A 24,007-nucleotide genomic window follows, 5' to 3' on the forward strand; every position below is an offset into this window, starting at 1 on the left:
GACGACGCCCGGAACTGGCGTAAGCAGCCCTTCAATAAGTTGCGGTGAAATAGTGTCTTTTTTTGCTGCTAGATAGCATATCCAGTCCCTAATTCACCGCAACTTTTTGGTGGTGGCTTACTGGTAGCGAAGGCACTCCACCGGGTCGAGCTTTGCCGCGCGGCGAGCGGGGTAGAAGCCAAAGATTACGCCGATGCCGACGGAGACGCCGAAGGCCAGCAGTACCGTGGCGATTGAAAAGCTCGGCGTGATTTGCCCGCTGGCACCGAGCTCGCTGAGAACCCCTGATCCTGCGGCAAACATCGCGAGGCCCCAGGCCAGCAGATAGCCAATCAGGACACCCAGCAGGCCACCGGTGACGCACAGTGCCGAGGACTCGGCCAAAAACTGCGCGGTGATATCGCGACGACTGGCGCCCAGGGCACGGCGAATACCGATCTCGCGGATGCGCTCGGTCACGTTGGTGAGCATCATATTCATAATGCCGATACCGCCGACAAGCAGCGAGATGCTGGCGACAGCACCCATGATAAGCGAGAACGCGCCCATAAAGGAGTTGAGTGCATCGATGGCGCTTTTCATGGAGGTCGCCGATACACTGTCGTACTCATCATCCTCCGCGATGCCCTTCATCGCGCGCACCTTGGACTCGATAGTCTTGCAGAGCTCATCCATGTCCGTGCCCTCGGCGGCAAGTGCCGTCACGCTGGGGAATGAAGGGTTCTCGTCGCCAAACAGCCCGGAGATGGTTTCGCGTGGCATATACAGCGTGAGCGAGCCCATGGAGTCGCTGCCGCCATCAATCACGCCTACAATCTGCACCTCGCCGTTGGACACCTTGATGGTTTTCCCCAGCGCATCCTGTTCGTTGCCGTAAAGCTGATCGGCGCCGCCGCGGCTGATGAGCGCCACGCGCGAGCCTGATTGGGACTCGGCCTGGGAATAGGTTCGCCCCGCAACGAGCTTGCTGGCCCCCACGGCGTCGAGCATGTCGCTATCGACACCCTGTGCCATGACGGTATAGCTTTTATCGCCGGTCTTGTACTCGGTATACGCGCTGTCGACAATGCCGATCTGCTCTATCTGCGGCACCAGTTTTTGAAGCTTCTCGATGTCCGACTCGGTGAGTTCTTGCGACGAATAGATTTGCACCATGCGTGCCGCATTGAGGCCCAGGCTGTTGACCAAACTGTTTTGGATGCCGCCGATGAGCGAAGTCATGGCGATAACCGAGGCGATGCCAATGACGATGCCCAGGATGGTGAGCAGGCTGCGGCCCTTGTTGGCCTCGAGCGAGTGAAGGGCTTCCTGGATGAGATCGCGGGCGCTCATGCCACCACTCCTTTCGGCGGGTTGGCGGAGGCGGAAATCATGGGCAGGCTATCTACGGCGCTGCGTAGGGTCTTCGGTGCATGTGGAATATACGCGCCGTCATGGATGCGGCCGTCGCGGATGGTCACGGCGCGGTCGGCTTCGGCGGTGATGCCGGGGTCGTGTGTGATGAGCACGATGGTCTTGCCGCGCTCCTGAAGCTTGTGGAATGTTTCCATGACGAGCACTCCGGTTGCGGAGTCCAGGTTTCCCGTCGGCTCGTCGGCCAGAATGATGGGCGGGTCATTGACGAGGGCTCGCGCGATTGCGACGCGCTGCATCTGTCCGCCCGAGAGCTCTGATATGCGGTGGTCCCAGTGGTCGACCGGCAGCGTGACGGCCTGCAGCGCGTGCACGGCGCGCATTTCGCGCTGGCTACGGGGCACATTGGTGTAGGCCAGCGGCAGCATGACGTTTTCGATAACCGACAGGCGCGGCAGCAGGTTGAAGCTCTGAAAGACAAAGCCAATGCTCAGGCCGCGGACTTCGGTGAGCTCGTCATCGTCAAGCTCGGCCACGTTGAGCCCTTGCAGGTAGTAGTCGCCCGCCGTCGGCTTATCCAGGCAGCCTAGGATGTTCATGAGCGTTGATTTGCCCGAGCCCGAGGGGCCAGTGATAGCGACGAATTCGCCGGGATTTACCGCCAGGCTCACGTTGTGCAGGATGTGGGCGCAACCCGCCTCGCTCTCAAAGATGCGGTGCACGTTGCGGATGTCGATAACGGGACGCATTACATGTCCTCATCGGCAGACATACTGCCCGAATCCGCGCTGTAGCCGCCGTCAGCCGTTGCGTCCGCTCCGGTGTCCATGACGAGCGTGTCGCCATCGCGCAGCTTGGTAACCGTTACGTTGGGGTTGATCTCGTTGCCCTGGTCGTCGCGCTTGACCTGTGTCTTGCCGACTACGGCTTCGTTGTCGTTTTGCGTCACGACGGTCACCTTGACGCGGCGCGTTTCCTTGCCTTCGTCATCGGTTGCCACGTTGACGTAATAGTGTTCGCCGTCTTCGGTCATGAGCGCCATCGTCGGCACCATCACCACGTCGTCGAGCTGCTCGGTCACCACCGATACCTCGGCCGTCATGCCCGGCTTCAGGCGCGCGTCGGGCGCCTCGATGAGGATGTCGACGTTAAAGGTCACGCTGCCGCCGCCGTTGGCGGCGTCGGAGTTTGCCACCGACGCGATAGCCGTGACGGTGCCCTGGCTCACGATATCGGGAAACGCGGGATACGTGACGTTGGCGCTCTGCCCAACGGCGATCTTGGCGATGTCCTTTTCGCCCACCTGCACGGTCACCTTCATCTTGGATAGGTCGGCGATCTGCATGCACTGCTTGCCGCCGCTCGTATCGCTTTCGCCCATGATCATGCCGCCTGTTACCGTGGCGCCCACCTTGGCGTTGAGCTCCACGATGCTACCCGAGCTCGGGGCCGTGACCGTGCGACTGGCGGCCTTGGCGTTCGCCTGGTCTAGGTTTGCCTGGGCCGAAGCGAGGCTGCGCTGCGCGGCCGATACGGCGTTCGTGTCCACTGATGCAGCGGAGACGCCAGCCGCTGCGGAAGCTCCATCGACGTCCGTCGTTGGGGTGGCCTGCGCGACAGCGGCGGCTTTCTGCGCGTTGGTGAGGTCTTCCTGGGCGGCTGCAACTGCACGCTGCGCCTCGGCAACGTTGCGATCGAGCTCGTCGTTTTTAATGGTCATAAGCACGTCGCCCTCGCTGACGGATTGGCCTGCCTGCACGTTGATCGAATCGACCGTGCCGTCGACAGAAGGGGAGACCACTGAGGATGAAATGGGTTTGAGCTGGCCTTTCGCCTCGACCGTTGTGCTAAACGTGCCCTCGGTCACCATGTCGGTCACAGGCCCGCTAGCGCCCTGTGGCCGCGCATTGATAACCAGGGTTGCGACAATGGCAATGAGCGCGATGGCACCCACGACGCCGGCGGCAATACCGCGTCGGATGAGCTTTTTGCGCCGACGCTCGGCACGCTTTGCCTTGAGCTTTGCATAGGCTTCTTCATCGGAAATCTCGGCCGTATCGTTCGTGCGTTCGCTCTGCTTGTCGGCATGTACGTTTTTAATCAGAGGAATCGTTTCGGTGGCACCTTCGGGCGTGTACTCGGCATCATCCGGGCCTGGGGTGATGGTGGGGACATTCGGCATAGCGTCTCCTTTATAGAAAGTTCCTCAATAAGTATATGCGCCCGTCGCGTAAGGCGGGCGCATATGGCGGATTCTTTCGGAACTGTTAGATTGGTCGCAGCAGCTCCACGTTGTGGGAATGCGCGCGTTGCACTACGAGTGGACAACCACGCACAGGCCGACTTTGATGCAGTCGTGAAGTGCCTTTGCATCGGCCAGGCGCAGGTTGATGCAACCGTGGCTGCCGCACCACTTGTACGATTCGGCGTTATCGAAACTCGAATCGTTTTGCCAGGTGGCGTCGTGGAATCCGACCATATTGCCCTCGAACGGCATCCAATAGCTGACCGGGCTCTCGTATTTGGGCTTGCCGGTCTCGGGGTCCTTGGCACCGATAAGCTTGCTGGCGCCATTGTTGCTGTTGATCTGCCATACGCCCTCGGGGGTGGCGTCCTCTCCCGGCTTGCCAGAAATAAAGTTGGCCTCCCAAACGATATTACCGTTCTCGTCATAGTAGCGCGCGTGCTGCTCGGACAGATCGACATCGACGTATGCCTTCCAGTCGGGCTCTCCCTTTGCGGTAAAGGTGTCGGCTTTCTGGGAGTATTTGATCTCGATTTCGCCGGTCTGCTTGTTGTTAATGGCATCCTCGACCTGCTTTGCGAGCGAGCTGCTGTCGATGGACCAACCAAAGTCGCCGCCTTCGACGGCGCACTGCTTGCCATCGGCGCGCGTCCACCAGCGAGTGGAGCCCACGGTATTGAAGCCGTTGGCGAGCTCGGCTGCCCAGCTGCTGATCTGCGACGTATCGAGCGTGGGGTTGGCGGGATCGGCAAAGCTGATCCACTGCAACACGGAGCTGCCATCAACCTTGCCGGCATCCTCGCCGTTGAGCTTGAGGGTCACGTTGACGCCCAGGAAGTTGTTGGCGGCATCGCATGCAGCCTGAATCTGATCATCGGTCAGCGTTCCATTGAGCGGCTCATAGGCATCGTTGCCGAGCTTGGAAAGATCTACGGTCTCGGCCAGCGAGGCAAGCTCGAGCTCGGCATACTTAATGACATGCTCGCGGTTGAGTTTTTCGTTGGAGCGCGCCTTCTCGACGGTAAACTTGCCGGCCTGCTCGTCATAGGAGCTATTGGCCTCGAACGCGCCCGAACGGCCCTCGTTAAACTCGTCGATGGCGGCGCCCAAATCCTTCTCAAACTGCTTTTGGTCAAAGGTGTCGGAGAGCATGGACAGGTCGACGTCTTGTTCAAGATCGACTTCGTTGGAGCTAGCGGTTGTTTTGGTCTTGCCGCTTAAGGATTCCGCAAGGCGGACCGGCCATACAAAGGCTTCGTTGTGGCTGATAATATCTTTTGCGGCAGCTTCGCCGTCGACGATGGGCTCATCGGACTCGGGCTGATAGGTCCAGCTAAAGTCATCGCCTGTCACGGTGAGCTTATAGTGCTTCCATGCCGAGTTGACCTTGGTGGCGGCAGACGAAGCGTTGGAGAACGAGACGTCGACGCCGGCGATGGTGGTGTTGGGGTAGGCTACCTGCGAAAACGCTACGACGCCTACGATATAGACAATGACGATAAGACCCAGGACGACAAAGAGCGTCGTCTTTTTGCCCGACTTATTGTTCTCGACGGGTTTGCGTGCGGGGCCGCGATCGCCTCGAGCGTGCGTGGGGGGCTGCTTGGGCGCATTGCCGTTTGCCTGGCGCTGCTGACGTTGCTGGTTCGGGCGTTGCGATGTGTTTGTCGCACCACGCTGTTGACCGTGGCTCGGCGCGATAGGACGCGGCGACTGAACGCCGCCGGTGTGCCTGCTCGGCTGCTGCGGATCGGGAATCAGTTGAGTTCGATCGTTTTGCGACATCGTATGCATATCCTTCGAATTTCGCCTCGTGGCTCATCGTGTTTTTACTGGGCTTGCATTATAGCGATTACCCAGTTGTTTGTGGTATGGAAACGGTGGCATTCAAAAGAGGTGGGACATTTGTCCCACCTTTGAGTCATTCTTTGCCGTTATCCGCACACGCCGCATTTTGCACAGACCGAAAGTGCGGCCGGAGCCTGCGCGATGCCGCCCTTTGCCGTCTCGCGCAGTGTGGCCGGCAACGCGTGGCCCACCGAGAGCATGACATGTGCCATCTGGTCAAACGGCACCAGGCTCTTAATGCCGGCGAGGGCGAGTTGTGCCGAGCTAAAGGCCGCTGCTACGCCGATGGCGTTGCGGTTTTGGCAGGGCACCTCCACGAGGCCACCGACGGGGTCGCAAACGAGGCCCAGCAGATTGCTCAGCGCGATGGAACTGGCGTCGAGCGCCTGCTCGGGCGTGCCGCCAAGCATCTGCACCAGCGCGGCGGCAGCCATGGCGGCCGCACTTCCGACCTCGGCCTGGCAGCCGCCCTCGGCGCCGGCAACGCAGGCGCTTGTGGTGAGGTTGAGGCCGATGGCGGCGGCGCAGTAGAGCGCGTCCATGACCTGCTCGTCGTCGAGCTGCAGGTGGTCGGCGAGCGCCAGCACGCAGCCGGGTACGACGCCTGCGGAGCCTGCCGTGGGGGCAGCGACGATCACACCCATCGTGGCTGAGCGCTCGAGCACGGCCATGGCGCGGGCCACGGCGTCGGTCTGGACGGCGCCCATCAGGCTTGTGCTCAGATCGTTTCGGCCGGTGGCATCGACGAGCTTTGCCTCGCCGCCGATGAGGCCGCCGAGCGAGCGCTGCGGATTGACGATGGTGGCTGTGGTCTCTTCGCGCATGACGTCGAGTACGCGGCGCATGGCGGCGATGGCGTGTGCCTCGCCGGTCAGACGTGCCTCGCGTACGGCCATGACGGCGCCGATGTTGAGCCCCAGTTCCTCGCACGCATCGAGCAGCTGCTCGCCGTCGTCGAAGATCTCCTTGGCCGAGACGCCTGGGGAGAGCGACGAGGCCGAACCGGGGAGCTCGATAAAGGTCGCGTAATCGACATTGTCGAGCTTGCGTAGCATGGGGATAACGGTGTCGTCGGGCGCGCCGTCGGTCTCAAAGACGGAGTAGGCCTGGCCGCCCACTTCGGTGCGGTAGGTGCGGCAGAAGGCGATGTTCACATGGGCGTAGGCGAGCAGGTTGGTGAGCGCTGCGAGCACGCCGGGGACGTCCTGGTGCGCCACGAAGAGCGTGGAATACATGCCCGAGATGTCGACGCCGACGCCGTTGATGCGGCTGATGCGCATCTTGCCGCCGCCCAGGCTCTCGCCACGGACCTGCGCCGCGGCGCCCGTGGCGTCAACCATGTCGATGTCGACGGTGTTGGGGTGGATGGAGGCGTCGTCGCCCTTAATTTCAAAGTGATAGTCGAGGCCCTGCTCGCGTGCGAGGTCGAAGGCCTGCTTGATGTTCTCGTCATCGGTGTCGAGGCCCAGAATGCCCGCGACGAGCGCACGGTCGGTGCCGTGGCCGCGGTAGGTGTGGGCGAAGGAGTTCCACAGACCAAAGGTAACCTTGGTGATGCGGCCTTCCAGCAGGCTGGCGGCAACTTGGGCGCAGCGCAGGGCGCCGGCGGTGTGCGATGAACTGGGGCCGACCATGACGGGGCCCAAGATCTCGAATGCCGAGGTCGTAGCTAGTGTTTGCGGCTTGCCTGCCATGGCTGCTCCTTTGCCTTGTCTCGTCGTCCCGAGGGGCGGGGCATACTTTGTCCCGCCGTTCCGAGGGCTTTAGTATTTGGTCGCCTGCTCGGACAGTCCTGCTCGCACGGAGGCCACATTAAGTGGCCTCCGGCTCGTGCGGAACTCGCGATCGACCAAATACTAAAGCCCTCGGAACTTAGGATACATGGTTGGAGTGCCCGTGCTGCAAAATTCATTAGCTAGTGACGCAGCGTAGGCTCATATCGAAACATCTTCACTACCGGATTAATAAAAAAAGAAGTACCGCTTGGGGGCGGTACTTCTTTTGAAAGCGCGTGCGAGTTGTGACCTTGGTGGTTCCCAATTACAGGCCGCAGGCTGCTTTGAGTTCTTCGACTCGGTCGGGTTTTTCCCAGGTGAAGTCGGCGTCTTCGCGGCCGAAGTGACCGTAGGCTGCCGTCTTTTCGTAGATGGGGCGACGCAGGTCTAGGTCGCGGATGATTGCGCCCGGGCGCAGGTCGAAGGTCTTCTCTACGGCTTCAACGATCTTGTCCTCGGCAACATGTGCGGTACCGAAGGTGTCGACCATGATTGAGAGGGGCTTGGAAACGCCGATGGCGTAGGCAAGCTCGACTTCGCAGCGGTCGGCCAGACCGGCGGCGACCACGTTCTTGGCGACCCAGCGCGCGGCATACGCGGCGGAACGGTCGACCTTGGTGCAGTCCTTGCCGCTAAAGGCGCCACCGCCGTGACGGCCGTAGCCGCCGTAGGTGTCGACGATGATCTTGCGGCCGGTGAGGCCCGTGTCGCCCATGGGGCCGCCCACGACAAAGCGACCGGTGGGGTTCACGTAGATGTCCGCGTTGTCCCACGGCATGTTCTCGGCGGCCATGACCGGGGTGATGACGTGCTCGATGAGGTCAGCCTTGATCTTGCCCATGTCTTCGATCTCGGCGGCGTGCTGCGTGGAGATGACGATGGTCGTGACCTCGACGGGCTTGCCTTCCTCGTAGCGCACGGTGACCTGGGTCTTGCCGTCGGGGCGCAGGTAGGCCAGGGTGCCGTCGTGGCGCACAGCGGACAGGCGCTCGGCCAGGCGGCTTGCCAGGTAGTGCGGCATGGGCATGAGGGTCTTGGTCTCGTTGGAGGCGTAACCGAACATCATGCCCTGGTCGCCGGCACCGATCAGGTCGATCGGGTCGGTGGTAGCGCCGGTCTGGGTCTCGAAGGACTCGTCGACGCCCTGGGCGATATCGGGCGACTGCTCGTGGATGAGGCTCATGACGCCGCAGGTGTCGCAGTCAAAGCCAAACTTGGCGCGGTTGTAGCCAATGCGGCGGATAACGCCGCGGGCGATTTCCTGTACGTCGACGTAGGCCTGGGTGCGAATCTCGCCGGCGACGATGACGGTGCCGGTGGTCACGAGGGTCTCGCAGGCGCAGCGGACGTTCTCCACGTTGGCAGGCACGCCGTTGGGGGCGATGTAGCCCTGCTCCTGGAGCTCTATTTCTTTGGCGAGGATTGCGTCGAGGACGGCGTCACTGATCTGGTCAGCGATCTTATCGGGATGACCTTCGGTCACCGACTCCGACGTAAAAACAAAGGACCCGTGTTGGGGTGGGATGGAACGAAGTTCTTCTGACATGATTGTCCTTTCAAAAAACGTGTCCCGGCGACCGTTACCATTCCGCCGGGCTCTCTATGCAAGGGCACATCATAGCGCGTAAATCAAACATTCACACCCTTTCCGCACCTACTCATTGGGGACAGACTTAAATGAGTGGGTCGGTGCCCTTTGTGCGGAGGTTGCTTTGATGCTTTATACTGATGAGGTTAGACATCCATCCTGCAATCGAGGAGATTTCCATGGCATCAGACGTTCGCGTCCGCTTTGCACCCTCACCGACGGGCAAGCTGCACATCGGCGGCGCCCGCACCGCTATCTATAACTGGGCTTTCGCCCGTGCTAACGGCGGCACGTTCATCCTGCGCATCGACGACACCGACCCCACCCGCTCCACCGACGAGAACACGCAGATCATCCTGCGCGCCATGCGTTGGCTGGGCCTGGACTGGGACGAGGGTCCCGAGGTGGGCGGCGACTTTGGCCCCTACGCCCAGACCGAGCGCCTGGACCTGTACAAGCAGGCCGCCCAGAAGCTTTGGGACGAGGGCAAGGCCTATCCCTGCTTCTGCACCAAGGAGCAGCTCGACGCCGATCGCAAGGCCGCGCAGGAGCGCAAGGACCCCTTCCAGGGCTATCAGCGCCGTTGCCGTGATCTTGATCCCGAGGAGGCCCGCCGCCGCATCGAGGCCGGCGAGCCCTACGTCCTGCGCATCAAGGTGCCCGAGGACCGCGGTGACGTCGTCATCCACGACGCTGTCCACGGCGAGGTAACCTTCGACGCCAAGGAGCTCGATGACTTTGTCATCTTCCGCTCCGACGGCACGCCCACGTACAACTTCGCGACCGTCGTCGACGACGCCATGATGAAGATCACCCACGTCATCCGCGGCGACGACCACCTCTCCAACACCCCGCGCCAGGTCATGGTCTACGAGGCCCTCGGCGCGCCCGTGCCCACGTTCGCCCACATCTCCATGATCTTGGGTGCCGACGGCAAAAAGCTTTCCAAGCGCCACGGTGCAACCTCGGTGGAGGAATACCGCGACGCCGGTTACCTGTCCGATGCCTTTGTCAACTATCTGGCGCTGCTCGGCTGGTCGCTCGACGGCGAGACCACGATCATCCCGCGCGATGTCCTGGCCAGCAAGTTCTCGCTCGACCGCATCTCCAAGAACCCGGCGACCTTCGACCCCAAGAAGCTCGATTGGGTCAACGCCGAGTACATCAACGGCATGTCCGATGCTCAGTTTGCCGACGAGATCATGGTCCCCGAGCTGCACGAGGCGGGTCTCATCGAGGGCAACGTCGAGTACGGCGAGGACTGGATTGACGCGCTTGCCGCCATCGTCAAGCCGCGCACCAAGATGCCGGCCGACGCCGTGACCGTTGCCGCCCCCATCTTCGCTACGGCCGAGACGCTCGAGTATGATGAGAAATCCGTCAACAAGGGCCTGGCCAAGGAAGGCATGGGTGCCATTCTGGATGTCGCCAAGGCCGCGCTCGAGGGCGTGGACGAGTGGACCGCCGAGGCCATCGACGCTGCGCTTGAGCCGCTGCCCGAGCAGATGGACCTCAAGAAGCGCGTGGTGTTCCAGGCCGTGCGCGTCGCCGTCTGCGGCAACATGGTGAGCCCCCCGCTGGGCGAGACCATGGCGCTCGTCGGCCGCGACGACTGCCTGGCACGCATCGACCGCGCCCGCACGATGGCGCTATAGTAGACGCGTAAACGCATGTATCCGAGCCCCGTTCCCCCGAGCGGGGCTCTTGTTTCTGTACCGATGAGTGGGTTGCTGGGACAAAATAATCAGTAGAGTTTGTCCCACCCCTTTCAGGTCCGTTCGTTAGAGGTGGTGTATGGCTCAACAACTGTCGCTGTTTGGTTCGCCGGAACCGGAGGAAGCTCCGGTGAAGCCCAAGCCTGCCGCTGCCTCGGCTCAGTCTAAGCCTGCGCCCGAGCCCCCTGCCGCCTACGCGAGCGTGGTCCTCGACATCCCCACCCGTGCGCTGTCGGAACCGTTTGCTTACGGCATCCCCGAGTCCCTTGCCAACGAGGTCCAGATCGGATCCACGGTCCTGGTCCACTTTGGTAACCGTGCCGCCGCGGGCTATGTCGTTGACATTGCGCCTGATTTGGGCGATCTGCCGGGCAACAACGCCCTCGACCCCGTGCGCATCAAGCCCATCGAGGCCATCCTCAGCAAACCGCTCTTTACCGCCGAAGCCGCCCGCATCGCACGTTGGATGAGCCGCGAGTATGTCGCGACGCTTTCCGAGTGCCTGCGCCTGTTCTTGCCTCCGGGTGGCGGCCCCCGTGTGGTCAAGGGCGACGACGGTGTGTGGACGGTTGAACGTCCCGCCGTCAAGCCTATCCAAAACCGCTGGGTCATGCTCACGCCCGAGGGCTTCGACTATACGCCGCCCAAGACCGCGGTCCGCCAGCGCCAACTCATCGAGGCGCTCCAGTGTGGTCCTGTCACGACGCGCGACCTCAACCTTCTCTATAACAGTATGTCGGCGACCATCAAGGCTCTCGAAAAACGCGGCGTCGTGGTGGTGGAGGAGCGCCGTGCCTGGCGTGGCTGCAGCGAGCAGACCACGCTGTCCTCGGCGAGCGGCAAGGCCCCGATGGCACTCACCAACGGTCAGCGACAGGCCCTCGCGCAGATTGAGCGCGCACGCCTTGACGCTCACGGCGACGTGGTCCTAGTCGATGGCGTCACTGGATCCGGCAAAACCGAGGTCTACCTTTCCGCTATCGAGCGCGTGCTCGCGGCCGGCCGCTCAGCCTGCGTACTGGTGCCCGAGATATCGCTGACAGCCCAGACCGTCGGCCGCTTCCGCTCGCGCTTTGGCGAGACGGTCGCCGTGTTCCATTCGCGGCTTTCGGCCGGCGAGCGCCTGGACCAGTGGGATATGGTTGCCAGCGGTGCGGCCCGCGTGGTCGTCGGCGCTCGCTCGGCGCTCTTTTGCCCGCTCAGCGACTTGGGCCTCATCATCATCGACGAGGAGCACGAGACCAGTTACAAGCAGGGCTCCAGTCCGCGCTACCACGCGCGCGAGGTGGCGGCCGAGATGGCGCGGCGCTATCGCTGCCCACTCGTGCTGGGCTCCGCAACGCCCTCGGCCGAGGCCCTCGACCGCTGCCGCCGCGGCACGTACGGCGGCGCCACCTGGACGCGCGTCGAGATGCCCGAACGCCCGGGGCACGCGGTCCTGCCCACGGTTCGCATTGCCGACCTGCGCCGCGAGTTTTCGCACGGCAGCCGCTCAATGTTCTCTAAACCGCTGATGGAAGGCCTGGAGCGCGTTGTAGAGCGGCGCGAGAAGGCCGTGCTGCTGCATAACCGCCGCGGCTTTGCGCCGTTCCTGATGTGCCGCGAGTGCGGCTGCGTCCCCACCTGCAACCACTGCTCCACCGCCCTTACGTATCACGAGCGCACGCACACGCTGCAATGTCACACATGCGGATCCTCCTGGCGCGTGCAGCCGTATCCCGCGCCCACGAGTCGTTGCCCCAAATGTGGTAGTCGCTACCTTGCAAAAATGGGTCTGGGCACGCAGCAGATCGAGGACGCGCTGCACCAGATGCTGCCCGAGGACGTCGCCATCATCCGCATGGATGCCGATTCCACGCGCGGCAAGGATGCGCACAAAAAGCTGCTAGAGCAGTTCGATGCGGCCGATTGCGCCGTGTTGCTGGGCACCCAAATGATCGCCAAGGGTCTCGACTTTCCCGAGGTCACGCTCGTGGGCGTGGTCAATGCCGACTTCGCCCTCAAGCTGCCGGACTTCCGCGCAGGGGAGCGTGCCTACGATCTGCTGGAACAGGTGGCGGGCCGTGCCGGTCGCGGCGATCTTCCCGGTGAGGTGATCATCCAGACCTACCTGCCCGAGGATCCGGTCATTCGTGCCGTCGCTGAGCACGACCGTTCGATCTTTACCGACTACGATCTGGACCAGCGCCGCGACGCGCTGTACCCGCCGTTTGTTCGCCTGGTCAACATCTTGGTGTGGTCGGCAAACCGAGACGACGCGCAGGACTACATTGGGCGCATTGCAAAGCTTCTTAAGCGCCGCTGGCATGCCGCCGCGCCCGACTTTTTGCGGGCGGGGAGCGCCGTGCCCCAGGTGCTGGGCCCGGCTTCGTGTGTAATCGAGAGAGCCAAGGACCGTTACCGCTTCCATCTGCTTGTGAAGTCGCCTGTGGGGTACCATGTCTCTGATGATGTCGACGCCTGCCTCAAAGAGGTGGGCTCTGTGCGCGGCGTGAGCGTGAGCGTTGACGTCGATGCCTATGATTTGATGTAACAACCCGAAAGGATGGCCATGGAAGCCAACGGAATCGTACTGTCGCCCGACCCCCGCCTGCGTCAGGAGTGCGCCGTGATCGAGGAGATCACCCCGGCGATCGAGGCGCTTGCCGAGAAGATGAAGAAGATGATGTTCGACAACGGCGGTTGCGGCCTGGCTGCTCCGCAGATCGGCGAGCTTATTCAGCTCGTCACCATCGACTGCGACTACAGCGACAAGAACGACTACGACCCGTACGTGCTCATCAACCCTGTCATTGTTGAGCAGAGCGACCATCTGGTGCCGTTTAGCGAGGGCTGCCTGTCCATCCCTGGCATTAGCTGCGAGATCGAGCGTCCCGACCATGTCGTCGTCGAGGCGTACGACTTGGACGCAAACCTGATTCGCTATGAGGCTTCGGGCGACCTGTTCTGCGTGTGTCTGCAGCACGAGATCGATCACCTGCACGGCAACACCATGTTCGAGCGACTGAAGCCGATGCAGAGGCTCAAGGCGGTCAAGGAGTACCAGGACGCCCTGGCCCGCGGCGCTCGACCGGGCGAGACGGAGTAGTTTTGTCCGTCCCCGGGGTGCCCGCCTATATCATCCCGTGCTCAAACATTCTCGCTGCGCTGCGAAACTGCGCGCGGGACGATATAGGCGGGCGCCCCGGGGACTACGTTGACGCTGCTTGTCTCGCCCGGGTGCCGTCTGGCCAGGGAGGGGCGTCTTCGCTGATAGGTGCTTTGTTGGGAGGGCTGCTTTTATGCGGCTCTTTCTTTGTTTTTGGGTATATTTGTTTCAGTTGAACTATTCTTGCGGCTGGGCGCGCTTGCGACCAAGAACGCTTTTTTGTAGCCGTCTCGGCTCGTTATTGAGAGGAGACTAACTTTTATGCGTATTGTGTTTATGGGTACGCCTGATTTTGCTGTGCCTTCGCTGACTTCGCTTGTTGAGGCTGGGAATGAGATTGCGCTTGTTGTTACTCGTCCTGATGCTGTTCGTGGTCGTGGTAAGAAGCTAGGGCCGTCTCCTGTTAAGGCTAAGGCACTGGAGCTGGGGTTGCCGGTCATTGAGGCTAATCGTATGACGCCCGAGGTTGTTGAGGCGCTCCAGGCTGCCCAGGCTGATATTTTCTGTGTGGCAGCCTATGGTTGCATTTTGCCCGATGAGGTGCTGCATATGGCGCCGCTTGGTATTGTGAATGTTCATGCTTCGCTACTGCCTCGTTGGCGTGGCGCTGCTCCCATTCAGCGTGCGATTCTCGCTGGTGATGAGGTTGCCGGCGTTTCCATTATGCGCATTGGACATGGCGTGGATACTGGTGCTTATTGTGCTCAGGCTTCCACGTCGGTTGCCGGTAAGCATGCTGAGGCGCTGACCATGGAGCTTGCTGAACTTGGCGGCAAATTGCTTGCCGATATGCTTCCCTCGCTTTCCGATGGCTCGGCTGTTTGGACTGAGCAGGATGAGTCGCTCGTCACTCATGCTGCCAAGATCTCCAAGCAGGAGATGCGTCTGGATCCGCAGATGGCGGCGCTTGATTGCGTGCGCCATGTGCTTGCTTCGTCCGATACCGCGCCTGCCCGTTGCGTGATTGCCGGCAAGACTGTGCGTGTGCTCGATGCTGCGGCGGCTGATGTGTCGCTTGGCGAGGGTCAGGTTCTCGTTCAGGCTAAGCGTGTTTACCTTGGCCTTTCCGATGGCTCGGTTGAGTTGCTCGAGGTTAAGCCTGATGGCAAGCGTGCTATGGCCGCTTCTGCCTGGGCCGCCGGCCTGCAGTGCGCCGATCTTTCGTGGGGTGTTTTATCATGAGCAAGCTGTCTCCCGCGCGCAAGCTTGCGCTCGATGTACTGATGGAGGCCGATCGCCGCGGCATGTATGCGCGCGACGTGCTGTCCTCTCGCGCATCGGCCAAGGCTATTGACCAGCGCGATTCCGCTTTTGCCGCCCGCTTGGCGCTGGGCGTGGCCGCCACGCAGGGTATTTTGGACGAGCTGCTCGATCAGTTTCTCGATAAACCCAAAAAGGTTGCGCCGCGCGTTCGCATGGCGCTTCGTATCTCGGCCTTCGAGATGCTCTACCTGCATACGCCGGGCCGCGTTGCCGTGAGCCAGGGTGTTGAGCTGGTGCGCAGTGGTGCTAAGTCTGCTGCGGGCCTGGCAAACGCGGTGCTGCACAAGGTTGCGGACAATGTTGAGGACTTTGCTACTGCGTCCGATGTGGATGAGTCTGAGCGACGCTTGGTTCGTCTGTCGCGCCTGATGGGTCTTCCGCGCTGGCTATGCGCTCGCATTATGGCGTCGTTTGATACTCCAGAGGGTGCGCTCGGCTTCGCCGGCAATCTGGCGCCCGCGCCGCTCGCTTTGCACGAGAACGCCTTTGCAACCAAACCTGATCCGTACCTATCGCAGCTTGTGGCGCCTGTGTTCCCTGGCTGTCATGCTCCGGTCGATGCTCAGGTTACGGTTGCGTCGGGCGTATTTGAGCGTGCTGCTGCCGTGGCCTCGGACCTTAACGCCCAGCTTATCGCCACAGCTGCCACGCGCCCTGGTAGCTGCCTTGAGATTGGTGCCGGCCGTGGCACCAAGACCTATGTGATGATGTGCCAGGCCAAGCGTGCGGGCTATGAGCGTCAGCATACGGCGCTCGATCTGCATGATCGCAAGTGCGATCTGAATCTCGCTCGTCTGCATAAGGCCGGTATTCAGGGCGTTCGCACGGTTTCGGGTGATGCCTGCGAGCTTAATGAGGTGCTCACATCGTTTGATGCCATGCTTGGCGAGCCGGTTAAGTTCGACACGGTCTTTATCGATGCGCCGTGCTCTGGCACCGGAACCATGCGCCGTCATCCTGAGATACCGTGGCGCCTGACCGAAAAAGATGTGACGGTTGAGCTGCCCAAACTGCAGCTTACGATGCTCAAAGAGGCTGCTGCGCGCGTGGCTGCCGGCGGCGAGCTCATCTATGCGACGTGCTCGGTTTTCGACGAGGAGAACACGCAGGTCGTGGATGCCTTCCTGGCTTCTCCCGAGGGCGCCGGCTTTACCGTGGCGCCGTTTTCCGAGGCACAGATTCTGCAACTCCCCGAGTTCGATCAGGCCAAGAAGCTCGTCTCCGTCCGCCAAAACGACCGAGGACTTTTCCAAAGCGTGCCGGTAAACGCCGACTCCTACGACGGCCACTTCTGCGCCAGACTAGTCCGCAAGTAACTACTAAGTTGCGGTGAAATAGGGATTGAATAGCGGCATCCACCCACCAAACAGTCCTTGTTTCACCGCAACTCATAGAGATGCCTGGGTAGTTAAAGAATCAGCCCCGCGATTGGTGTCGGTCGCGGGGCTGTTTGGTTTCTAGTGGCTGTGCGGGCAGTTGGCGCAGCAACCGCTCGTGGCGCTTGTGCTGGAGCCGCCGCTTCGCTGGTCGGTGTTGTAGAAGCCGCTGCCCTCAAATTTAATACCGCTGGCCGAGAACGTCTTGGCGGCCGGAGCGCCGCAGTTGGGGCACACGACCTCGGGGGTCTCGGACATGGGATGCTCAACCTCAAACACGTTGCCGCAGCTCGTGCACTTGTAATCGTAGCGCGCCATAATACTTCCTTTTCAGCACAAAGCGGGCAGATTACTCTGCCCGCAAAAATTCAAACGTCTGTAACTGTACCCTATATCGGGCGTTTTATCACGCTTCGTCCCAGAATCTATGCGTGTTGCGCAGGAGCTGTGCGGTTTTGCCCTCAGCGGCCGCAACGTCGGCCTCGTCAGCCTGCCAGGTCCAGTTGCCCGTGGCCACGCCCGGTACGTTCATGCGCGCGTCGTCGCCCAGCCCCAGGACATCCTGCAGCGGCATCATCACCAGGGGAGCGTCGCTTGCCAGCGCGTCGCTCATCAGCTTGGCCGCCACCTCAACACCGCTTGGTTCATCGCCGCCCGCAAAGGAACGCGTGCTCCAACCGGCCAATGTCGACGTATCGTGCGTCGAGGTGTACAGGATCTTGCCCGGCGTGGGGTGCACGCCGTTGCGGACGTCGTAGTCGCTAAACTCCAGCACGTCCATGCCGGGAAAGCCGCAGGTCGAAGCCATGGCGCGAACGCCGGGCGTCAGGTAGCCCAGGTCCTCGGCAATAAAGTTGAGCGGCCCCAACTCGTCATAGGCGGTCTGGAAAAGGTCCTTGCCCGGGCCTGCCAGCCAACGCCCGTCGGCGCAGGCCTTACCTGCGGGAATGCTAAAGTAGCTGTGGAAGCCCAGGAAGTGATCCAGGCGCACGCGGTCGTAGAGCGAGAACGCACGACGTAGGCGATCCATCCACCAGCGGTAGCCGTTCTGCTTCATGTGGTCCCAGCGGAACGTCGGGTTGCCCCACACCTGGCCCTCGGGCGCAAAGTTGTCGGGCGGCGCACCGGAGATCTCGATTGCCTTACCGGTATCGGACAGCCAGAAGTTCTCGGGTTCGCTCCACGCATCTGCCGAATCGTCGGACACGTACATAGGAATATCGCCGATGACCTCGATGCCCTTCTTGTGCGCATAGTTCATAAGCTCGCACCAAGCCAGGTCAAAGCGGTACTGCATGTACGCCTGAAGCTCGGCCTCGTCGTGGAAACGCTTGTCGTCAATCAAGTGCTCGTTGTAGCGCGCAACATCTGCCGGCCAATCGTGGCGCGATTCGCCCTCAAAGTACTTTTTGACGGCCATATAGACGCAGTACTTCTCGAGCCAATCGGCATTGCGATGTTTAAACGCGGTGTACAGCGGATCGGCATCCTCGCCGCCGTGGGCCTTCCAGGTCTCAAAGTCGGCGGCTAGCTCCTTGTGGCTTTCGGGCAGCAGGTCGATATTGCCTGCAAAGGCCGAAGGACCGGCGTAAGGGGAGCGAAAGAAGTCCGTCGGGTTGACAGGCAGGACCTGCCAGTAGCGCATGCCCATAGCGGCCATATGGTCGATAAAACGACGCGTGGGCGCGCCGATCGTGCCGGGCTTACCGTCGTCGGTCGGCACCGATGTGATATGGCACACAACGCCCGCACCGTAATCGAGCGGCTCCTGCAGACGCTGCTCGGCGTGGTGATAGATGATCGACGATCCCAGCGGATACAGGTCGAGCGTGACGGTGCCATTGTGAATCTCGCACTCGTGACCGCTAATCACATCGCTCGCACATTCGTCGAGCGCCGGAATCGTCACGCGGTGTGAATTGCGCAGGCTCCGGTTGATGATAACCGTAGCGGCCTCGCCATCCTTGCCCGTGCGGTTGTATGCCAGCACCTCGTCGTTGAGCGCGAAGGCCTTGATCTCGCCGTCGATCATAAACGGCAGTGCGCGGCGTACGGCGGAGGCGTTTTTGACAATAGCCAGCGTGTCGAAGTCGTGCAGTTGGTCCTTGGTCGGCAGGGTGCGGCGGTTACCCGGATCGGTAAGGCCCTCAAGGCCGTACTCGTCGCCATAGTAAATCGATGGCACACCGGGGAACGTCATCTGCATGAGCGTTGCGAGCCAAAAACGGCTCTTGGCCAGGCCCATCGAGTTCTCGTCCAGACGCCATTTGCTGCGCTCGCACTCGGGCAGCTGCGACTCATCGGGGCCGCCGCCGAGCACCGAGATAATGCGCGGACGGTCGTGGCTCGAAAGCAGATTAAGTGCGCAGGACAGGGCCTCACGGGGATAGTTCTCGCGCAGGGTTTCGATATCCTCGGCTGCCTGGTAGGCGTTCTTGTAGCCCATCAAAAAGCCGATGACCATGTCGCGGAAGGGATAATCCATGGCCGAGTCCAGCTCGGAGCCTTGCAGATAGCGGCGCAGATGGCCGTAGCTGATCTTGTTGGAGGCGTCTTCCCAGACTTCGCCGAGCAACAGTGCATCAGGCTTCTCGGCGAGCACGGCCTTTTTGATCTCGGCCAGGAAGTCATCGGAAAGCTCGTCGGCCACGTCTAGGCGCCAGCCATGAGCGCCGGCACGTAGCCATTTACGGATCACGCCGTCCTTGCCCAGGAGCCGCTCGCGTACCAGCTCAGAGCTCTCATTGATGGCGGGCATATTGCCCACGCCCCACCAGCAGTCGTATGAGCCGTCCTCGTGGAAATAAAACGCATCGCGCCATGGAGAATCCTCGCTCTGCCACGCGCCCACGCCGGGGTAGTTGCCGTAGCGGTTGAAATAGATCGAGTCATCGCCCGTGTGGTTGAAGACGCCATCCAGAATGATGGAGATGCCCAGCTTCTCGGCCGCCTGGCACAGCTCGGTAAAGTCCTGCTCGGTGCCCAGGATCGGGTCGATCTTGGTGTAGTCGGCCGTGTCGTAGCGGTGGTTGCTCGCGGCTTCAAAAATGGGGTTGAGGTAGATGGCTGTAAAGCCCAGCTCGGCGATGCGAGGCAGGTCTTCCTGGATGCCCTTGAGCGACCCGCCGTAGAAGTCCCAGGTTTTGATGGAGCCGTCTTCGGCGCGCTCGTACACGGGCGGCTCGTTCCAGTCCTCGACCATGCGGCGCTGGATTCCGTTGCGTGGTTTTTCGACCTCGGCCAGCGTGCGCTCGCGCCAGTGCTCGTCGCGGGCGTAGCGATCGGGGAAGATCTGGTAGACCATGCCCTGCTCGTACCAAGCGGGACGGTTCTCGCGGTGCTTGTAGACGGTAATCTGGAAGGACGGGACCTCGGCGTAGTCGTAGGTTACGCCCTCGCCGCCGGTACGGCCCTGCGGTGCTCCCAGACGAACCTCGGGCTGGCCCTCGATATTGCAGATAAAGCTGTACCAGATAAGACAGGGCTCGGTGCACTTAAGCTCTACAGTAAATATGCCGTCGCCCTCGTGCGTCATGGGATACCGAGACTCACCGATCTCGTCAACCCAGGTACGCAGCGTAAGCGTTGCTTGGTTGGGATCGGCATCCTCTAGAATCACGGAGAGCGAAAGGGTAGTTCCTGTGGTCACAGCGCCAAACGGAGTGCGAAACTGCGGCAGACGGCTGTTGTGTATCAATCTCATAGTACGGTCCAGTTCAATAGAATCATGGCCTGCTGGTCATGGGCTTTACGCACAAGATGTAAGTATATCTGTTGTACACAGGCTGTATAAACAACATCCGTTTACCATCGGCGAACGGTTGTCCTAGATAATCGTTTTACCATGCAAATTATCGCGATATTCAAAACCGCCTATACCGATACTATTTGTAGCCAAACAAAAGTGCTTCGGTTTACTACGGCAAATTGAATGATCTAACCACAGCCATTTTGGTGATATTAAAACCGCAGGTAGAAGCGTTGTCAATTTCGAAGATTGCTCGTCGTGGTCGGCCGGAGCCATTTTGTCGTAGTAAACCGGCCCTCTTTTTAATATAGAAGTTCAACCAAGAAGAGGGCGCCTGATTGGGGCGCCCTCTTTTGCGTTGAGGATTAAGTTTTAATCGTCCGGATTAGTGGCGCTTTCGGGTGGCCGTTGCCTTGCGGACAGAGGTCTTCTTGGTCGGAGCCTTTTCCTCAGTGGGAGCGGCGGGGGAGACTGGGGCCTCCTTGGCGGGCTCGGGCTTGGCCTTTACCTCGGCCTTGGGCTCCTCTTTGGCGGCAGCGGGCTTTGCCTCGGATGCCTTCGGTGCTGGCTTGGCCTTTACTGCGGGCTTGTCCTCGGCCTTGGCCTCTGCCTTGGGAGCAGCGGCCTTGGTCGTGGACTTCTTGGCCGTCGTCGTTGTGCGCTTGCGCGTGGTGCTCTTGGCGGCGGGCTTGGCCTCGACGGTTGTCTCCGCCTTGGGCTCGGCGGCTGCCTCCTCGACCTTGACGGCGGGCTTTGCGGCAGCCTTCGGAGCGGCCTTGGTCGCAGTAGCCTTAGCGGCCGTCGACTTCGTTGCCGTGGTCTTCTTGGCTGCCGTTGCCTTCTTGGCGGTTGTGGTCGTCTTCTTGGCAGCGGTCTTGGCCGGAGCCTTTGCCGCGGGCTTAGCCTCGGCGGTGGCGGTCTCGGCCTTTACCTCGGGAACGACCTCGGCTTCGGCGGCCTTCTTGGCAGCGGCGGTCGTGCGCTTGCGCGTGGTCGTTGCCTTGGCAGCCGTGGTTTTAGTCGCGGCGGCCTTGGTCGTCGTAACCTTCTTGGCGGTCGTCTTACGGGCCGTGGTCTTCTTAGCTGCGGGCTTTGCAGCGGGCTTGACCTCGGCCTCTGCCTCAGGAGCAACCTCAGCCTTCACCTCGGGCTTGGCCTTTGCGGGCTCAGCCTCAACCGGCTTCTCCTCGGCCTTGGGCTCCTCAGCGGCCACCGGCTCAGCAACAGCCTCAGGCTCGTCGACAACAGTCGCCGGCCTCTCAATCTCCGGGTGCATAAAGAAGTACAGGTCCAGATACTTGTCGGCCGAACGCGTCCAGCTAAAGTCCTGGCTCATGGCCTGCGTGACTAGCTGGTTCCAGGCATCGCGGTTGTCCCAGAACAGGCGTGCTGCGCGGAACACCGCGTCGCCCATCTCGTCGCCGTTAAAGTTGGTAAACGAGAAGCCCGTGCCCTCGCCGGTAAACTCGTTGTACGGCTGCACGGTGTCCTTCAGGCCACCGGTCTCGCGCACGATGGGCAGGGTGCCGTAGCGCATGGCGATGATCTGCGACAGGCCGCAGGGCTCAAATTTCGAAGGCATCAGGAATATATCGGCGGCAGCGTACATGCGCTGCGACAGCGCGGGGTCAAACTCGATGCGCGCGGCCATGGTGCCGGGGTACTTGTCCTGGAAGTAGCGCAGACCGTCCTCGTAGTCGCGGTCGCCGGTGCCCAGCACGGCCACCTGTACGCCGCCGGACAGGATGCGGTCGAGCGCGTACATGACCAGGTCCAGGCCCTTCTGACGCGTCAGGCGCGTGACCATCACCATGAGCGGACGGTCGTCGCGAACCTCGAGCCCCAGCTCTTCCTGCAGTTTGGCCTTGCACACGGCCTTGCCGGAACGGTCATCAACCGTGTAGTTGGCGGCAATGCGCTTGTCGGTTGCCGGGTCAAAGGCCGCCACGTCAATGCCGTTGAGGATGCCCTGCAGCGCATAGGAGCGCTCGCGCAGCACGCCGTCCAGGCCCTCGCCAAACTCGGGTGTCTGGATCTCGTTGGCATAGGTGGGGCTCACCGTAGTGATGGCGTCGGCATAGCGCAGGGCGCCCAGCATGTAGTTGATGCTGCAGGCGTCGCAACGCAGCTGCGAGGCGGCCGCGGGAATGTGCGCCACGCCCAGGATGTCCTCCATCACGGTGTCGCTAAACTGGCCCTGGAACGCCACGTTGTGGATAGAGAACACGGTCTTGACGCGGTCGTACAGCGGCAGGCCCTGGTAGAACTCGCGCAAGAACACGGGCGCCAGTGCCGTCTGCCAGTCGTTGCAGTGCAGGATGTCGCACTCAAAACCGGCCGGCAGGTGCTGCAGGCTCTCGGTGATGGCCTTGGAGAAGAACGCAAAGCGCTCGCCGTCGTCAAAGAAGCCGTACGGATAGTCGCGCGCAAAGTAGCGCTCGTTGTCGATGAACATATAGGTGACGCCGTCGTGCTCGAGCTTCTCGAGACCGCAGTACTCGTTGCGCCAGCCCAGGCTCACGTAAAAGTCGGAGAAGTGCTCCATCTGCGCCTTGTACTCGTCCTTGATGGTGGCGTACTTGGGCACCATGACGATGACCTCGGCGCCGGCGCGCACAAGCGCCGCGGGCAGCGAGCCCGCCACGTCGCCCAGGCCACCGGTCTTTACAAACGGTGCGCACTCGGCCGAGGCAAACACGATCTGCATCTTTTTGCTGGAATCTGCCATATTGTCTCCCATGTTGCAATTCGAGAATAGCCGCCTGGCGCTAACCGGGCGGCTATTCTACATGTTACGAGCGATGTTGCGGTGCCAACGTTAACGTACGATGGTGGTGTCGGAAGTTAACGGAGCCTTGCCCAGCACCAGGATGTTCTCGGGCGTGCCGCGAAGCTCGGTGTTGGTGGGGACCACGTTGTTCTTGTCCAGGATGGCGTTCTCAACGCGGGCGCCGCTCTTGATGATGCAGCTCTGGTTGATGATCGAGTTGGTCACCGAAGCGCCTTCCTCGACCACGACGCCGCGCGACAGGATCGAGTTGCGCACGGTGCCCTTGATGATGCAGCCGGCCGAGATGATCGAGTTGCAGGCGTGGCTGCCGGTCGCATAGCGCGAAGGCGGCACGTCGTGAGCCTTGGTCAGGATCGGGCGCTCGGGGTCAAAGAGCTGGTCGGCCACGGTCTGGTCGAGCAGGTCCATGCTGCGGCGATACAGCGACTTCTCACTAAACACGCCCACGACCTCGCCCTTGTACTCGTAGCTGCACACGTCGATGTTACCAAAGTCGCCCTGGAGTGCCTCGAGCAGGTCCAGATAGTCGGCGGCCTGGTAGTGGTCGATGATCTCGAGCAGCGTCTCGCGGTTGACGATGCAGCAGTCCATAGACGCGTTGTCGCCGTACACGACGCCGGCGCTCACGCCCGTCAGACGACCGTTCTCGTTAATCTCGAGCTTGGTCTCGTCATCGACGTTGCGCGTGGCCTTGCAGTACACCACGGTCATCTGAGCGCCGGAGTTCTCGTGCGCCTCGATGATGGTGTTGAGGTCCATGTTAAAGATGATGTTGGTGCCCATCATCACAACATAGGGCATGTCCGAGCGCTGGAACAGCGTCTTGTTAGAGATGATGTCGCGCAGCAGGAAGCGCATGCCGCCCTTGGTGGTGCCATACGCGTTGCCGGGCACCATGAACAGGCCGCCCTTCTTGCGGTCCAGGCCCCAGTCCTTGCCCGAGCCCACGTGGTCGATCAGCGAGCGGTAGTTACCCGGCATGACGACGCCGACAGTCTTAATGCCGGCATTCATCATGTTGGACAGCGGGAAGTCGATCAGGCGGTAGCGGCCCAAAAACGGAACGGACGCGATGGGGCGATCCTTGAGCAGCACGCTGCCGTAGGTCGAAGAGTAGTTAGCGGTGATATAACCGATGGCCTTGCGATTGATCATCG

The 24,007-nt window shown here is 61.4% G+C and carries 15 protein-coding genes; 5 read left to right on the plus strand and 10 right to left on the minus strand.

The annotated features are described in order from the left end of the window. Positions 1 to 117: 117 nt before the first annotated feature. From KTF55_RS06055 to metK, 6 genes are all read right to left on the minus strand, one after another. Positions 118 to 1,332, minus strand: a complete 1,215-nt coding sequence (locus KTF55_RS06055; RefSeq protein ID WP_217108424.1) for an ABC transporter permease — start codon at positions 1,330 to 1,332, stop codon at positions 118 to 120. Continuing rightward, positions 1,329 to 2,102, minus strand: a complete 774-nt coding sequence (locus KTF55_RS06060; RefSeq protein ID WP_217108423.1) for an ABC transporter ATP-binding protein — start codon at positions 2,100 to 2,102, stop codon at positions 1,329 to 1,331. Before KTF55_RS06060 ends, KTF55_RS06055 begins: the two co-directional genes overlap by 4 nt. Beyond that, positions 2,102 to 3,535 (minus strand): efflux RND transporter periplasmic adaptor subunit, encoded by a 1,434-nt coding sequence (locus tag KTF55_RS06065; protein WP_217108422.1) that lies wholly within the window; start codon positions 3,533 to 3,535, stop codon positions 2,102 to 2,104. Before KTF55_RS06065 ends, KTF55_RS06060 begins: the two co-directional genes overlap by 1 nt. Before the next feature lie 132 nt (positions 3,536 to 3,667). Next, the gene (locus tag KTF55_RS06070) at positions 3,668 to 5,383 is read right to left on the minus strand and encodes a L,D-transpeptidase (RefSeq protein WP_217108421.1); all 1,716 of its coding nucleotides are present in this window, start codon (positions 5,381 to 5,383) and stop codon (positions 3,668 to 3,670) included. Positions 5,384 to 5,532: 149 nt separating this feature from the next. Continuing rightward, the gene (gene sdaAA, locus KTF55_RS06075) at positions 5,533 to 7,140 is read right to left on the minus strand and encodes an L-serine ammonia-lyase, iron-sulfur-dependent, subunit alpha (RefSeq protein WP_217108420.1); all 1,608 of its coding nucleotides are present in this window, start codon (positions 7,138 to 7,140) and stop codon (positions 5,533 to 5,535) included. A 346-nt stretch (positions 7,141 to 7,486) separates the two neighbouring features. After that, the gene (gene metK / locus KTF55_RS06080; RefSeq protein WP_217108419.1) at positions 7,487 to 8,767 is read right to left on the minus strand and encodes a methionine adenosyltransferase; all 1,281 of its coding nucleotides are present in this window, start codon (positions 8,765 to 8,767) and stop codon (positions 7,487 to 7,489) included. A gap of 221 nt (positions 8,768 to 8,988) precedes the next feature. Between metK and gltX the strand changes: the two genes are divergently transcribed. The 5 genes from gltX to KTF55_RS06105 all read left to right on the plus strand — a co-directional run bounded on the left by gltX (position 8,989) and on the right by KTF55_RS06105 (position 16,251). Beyond that, positions 8,989 to 10,464 (plus strand): glutamate--tRNA ligase, encoded by a 1,476-nt coding sequence (gene gltX / locus KTF55_RS06085; protein ID WP_217108418.1) that lies wholly within the window; start codon positions 8,989 to 8,991, stop codon positions 10,462 to 10,464. Between the two features lie 139 nt (positions 10,465 to 10,603). Next, positions 10,604 to 13,057 (plus strand): primosomal protein N', encoded by a 2,454-nt coding sequence (priA, locus tag KTF55_RS06090; protein WP_217108417.1) that lies wholly within the window; start codon positions 10,604 to 10,606, stop codon positions 13,055 to 13,057. An 18-nt stretch (positions 13,058 to 13,075) separates the two neighbouring features. Continuing rightward, positions 13,076 to 13,612 carry a peptide deformylase gene (def, locus tag KTF55_RS06095; protein WP_117767144.1) on the plus strand — a complete coding sequence of 179 codons (537 nt, stop codon included), beginning with the start codon at positions 13,076 to 13,078 and terminating at the stop codon, positions 13,610 to 13,612. 321 nt (positions 13,613 to 13,933) lie between these two features. Continuing rightward, entirely contained in the window at positions 13,934 to 14,854 is a 921-nt protein-coding gene (fmt, locus tag KTF55_RS06100; protein ID WP_217108416.1) for a methionyl-tRNA formyltransferase, read from the plus strand. Further along, positions 14,851 to 16,251: an RsmB/NOP family class I SAM-dependent RNA methyltransferase gene (locus tag KTF55_RS06105; protein ID WP_217108415.1), complete on the plus strand. Its 1,401-nt coding sequence runs from the start codon at positions 14,851 to 14,853 to the stop codon at positions 16,249 to 16,251. The genes fmt and KTF55_RS06105 overlap by 4 nt, the downstream gene beginning before the upstream one ends. A gap of 141 nt (positions 16,252 to 16,392) precedes the next feature. On the opposite strand, the gene KTF55_RS06110 is transcribed toward KTF55_RS06105, so the two are convergent. From KTF55_RS06110 to glgD, 4 genes are all read right to left on the minus strand, one after another. Next, a complete protein-coding gene (locus KTF55_RS06110; RefSeq protein WP_117797916.1) occupies positions 16,393 to 16,629 on the minus strand; it encodes an FmdB family zinc ribbon protein in 237 nt (78 codons plus the stop codon). An 88-nt stretch (positions 16,630 to 16,717) separates the two neighbouring features. After that, a complete protein-coding gene (locus KTF55_RS06115) occupies positions 16,718 to 20,014 on the minus strand; it encodes a 4-alpha-glucanotransferase (RefSeq protein WP_217108414.1) in 3,297 nt (1,098 codons plus the stop codon). 430 nt (positions 20,015 to 20,444) lie between these two features. Continuing rightward, complete coding sequence (glgA, locus tag KTF55_RS10090) at positions 20,445 to 22,787, minus strand: glycogen synthase GlgA (RefSeq protein ID WP_217108413.1); 2,343 nt, start codon at positions 22,785 to 22,787, stop codon at positions 20,445 to 20,447. A gap of 90 nt (positions 22,788 to 22,877) precedes the next feature. Continuing rightward, the gene (gene glgD / locus KTF55_RS06125) at positions 22,878 to 24,005 is read right to left on the minus strand and encodes a glucose-1-phosphate adenylyltransferase subunit GlgD (RefSeq protein ID WP_117654712.1); all 1,128 of its coding nucleotides are present in this window, start codon (positions 24,003 to 24,005) and stop codon (positions 22,878 to 22,880) included. Positions 24,006 to 24,007 lie beyond the last annotated feature (2 nt).

It is taken from the genome of Collinsella sp. MSK.8.10, from assembly GCF_019041915.1.
Taxonomy (GTDB): Bacteria; Actinomycetota; Coriobacteriia; order Coriobacteriales; family Coriobacteriaceae; genus Collinsella.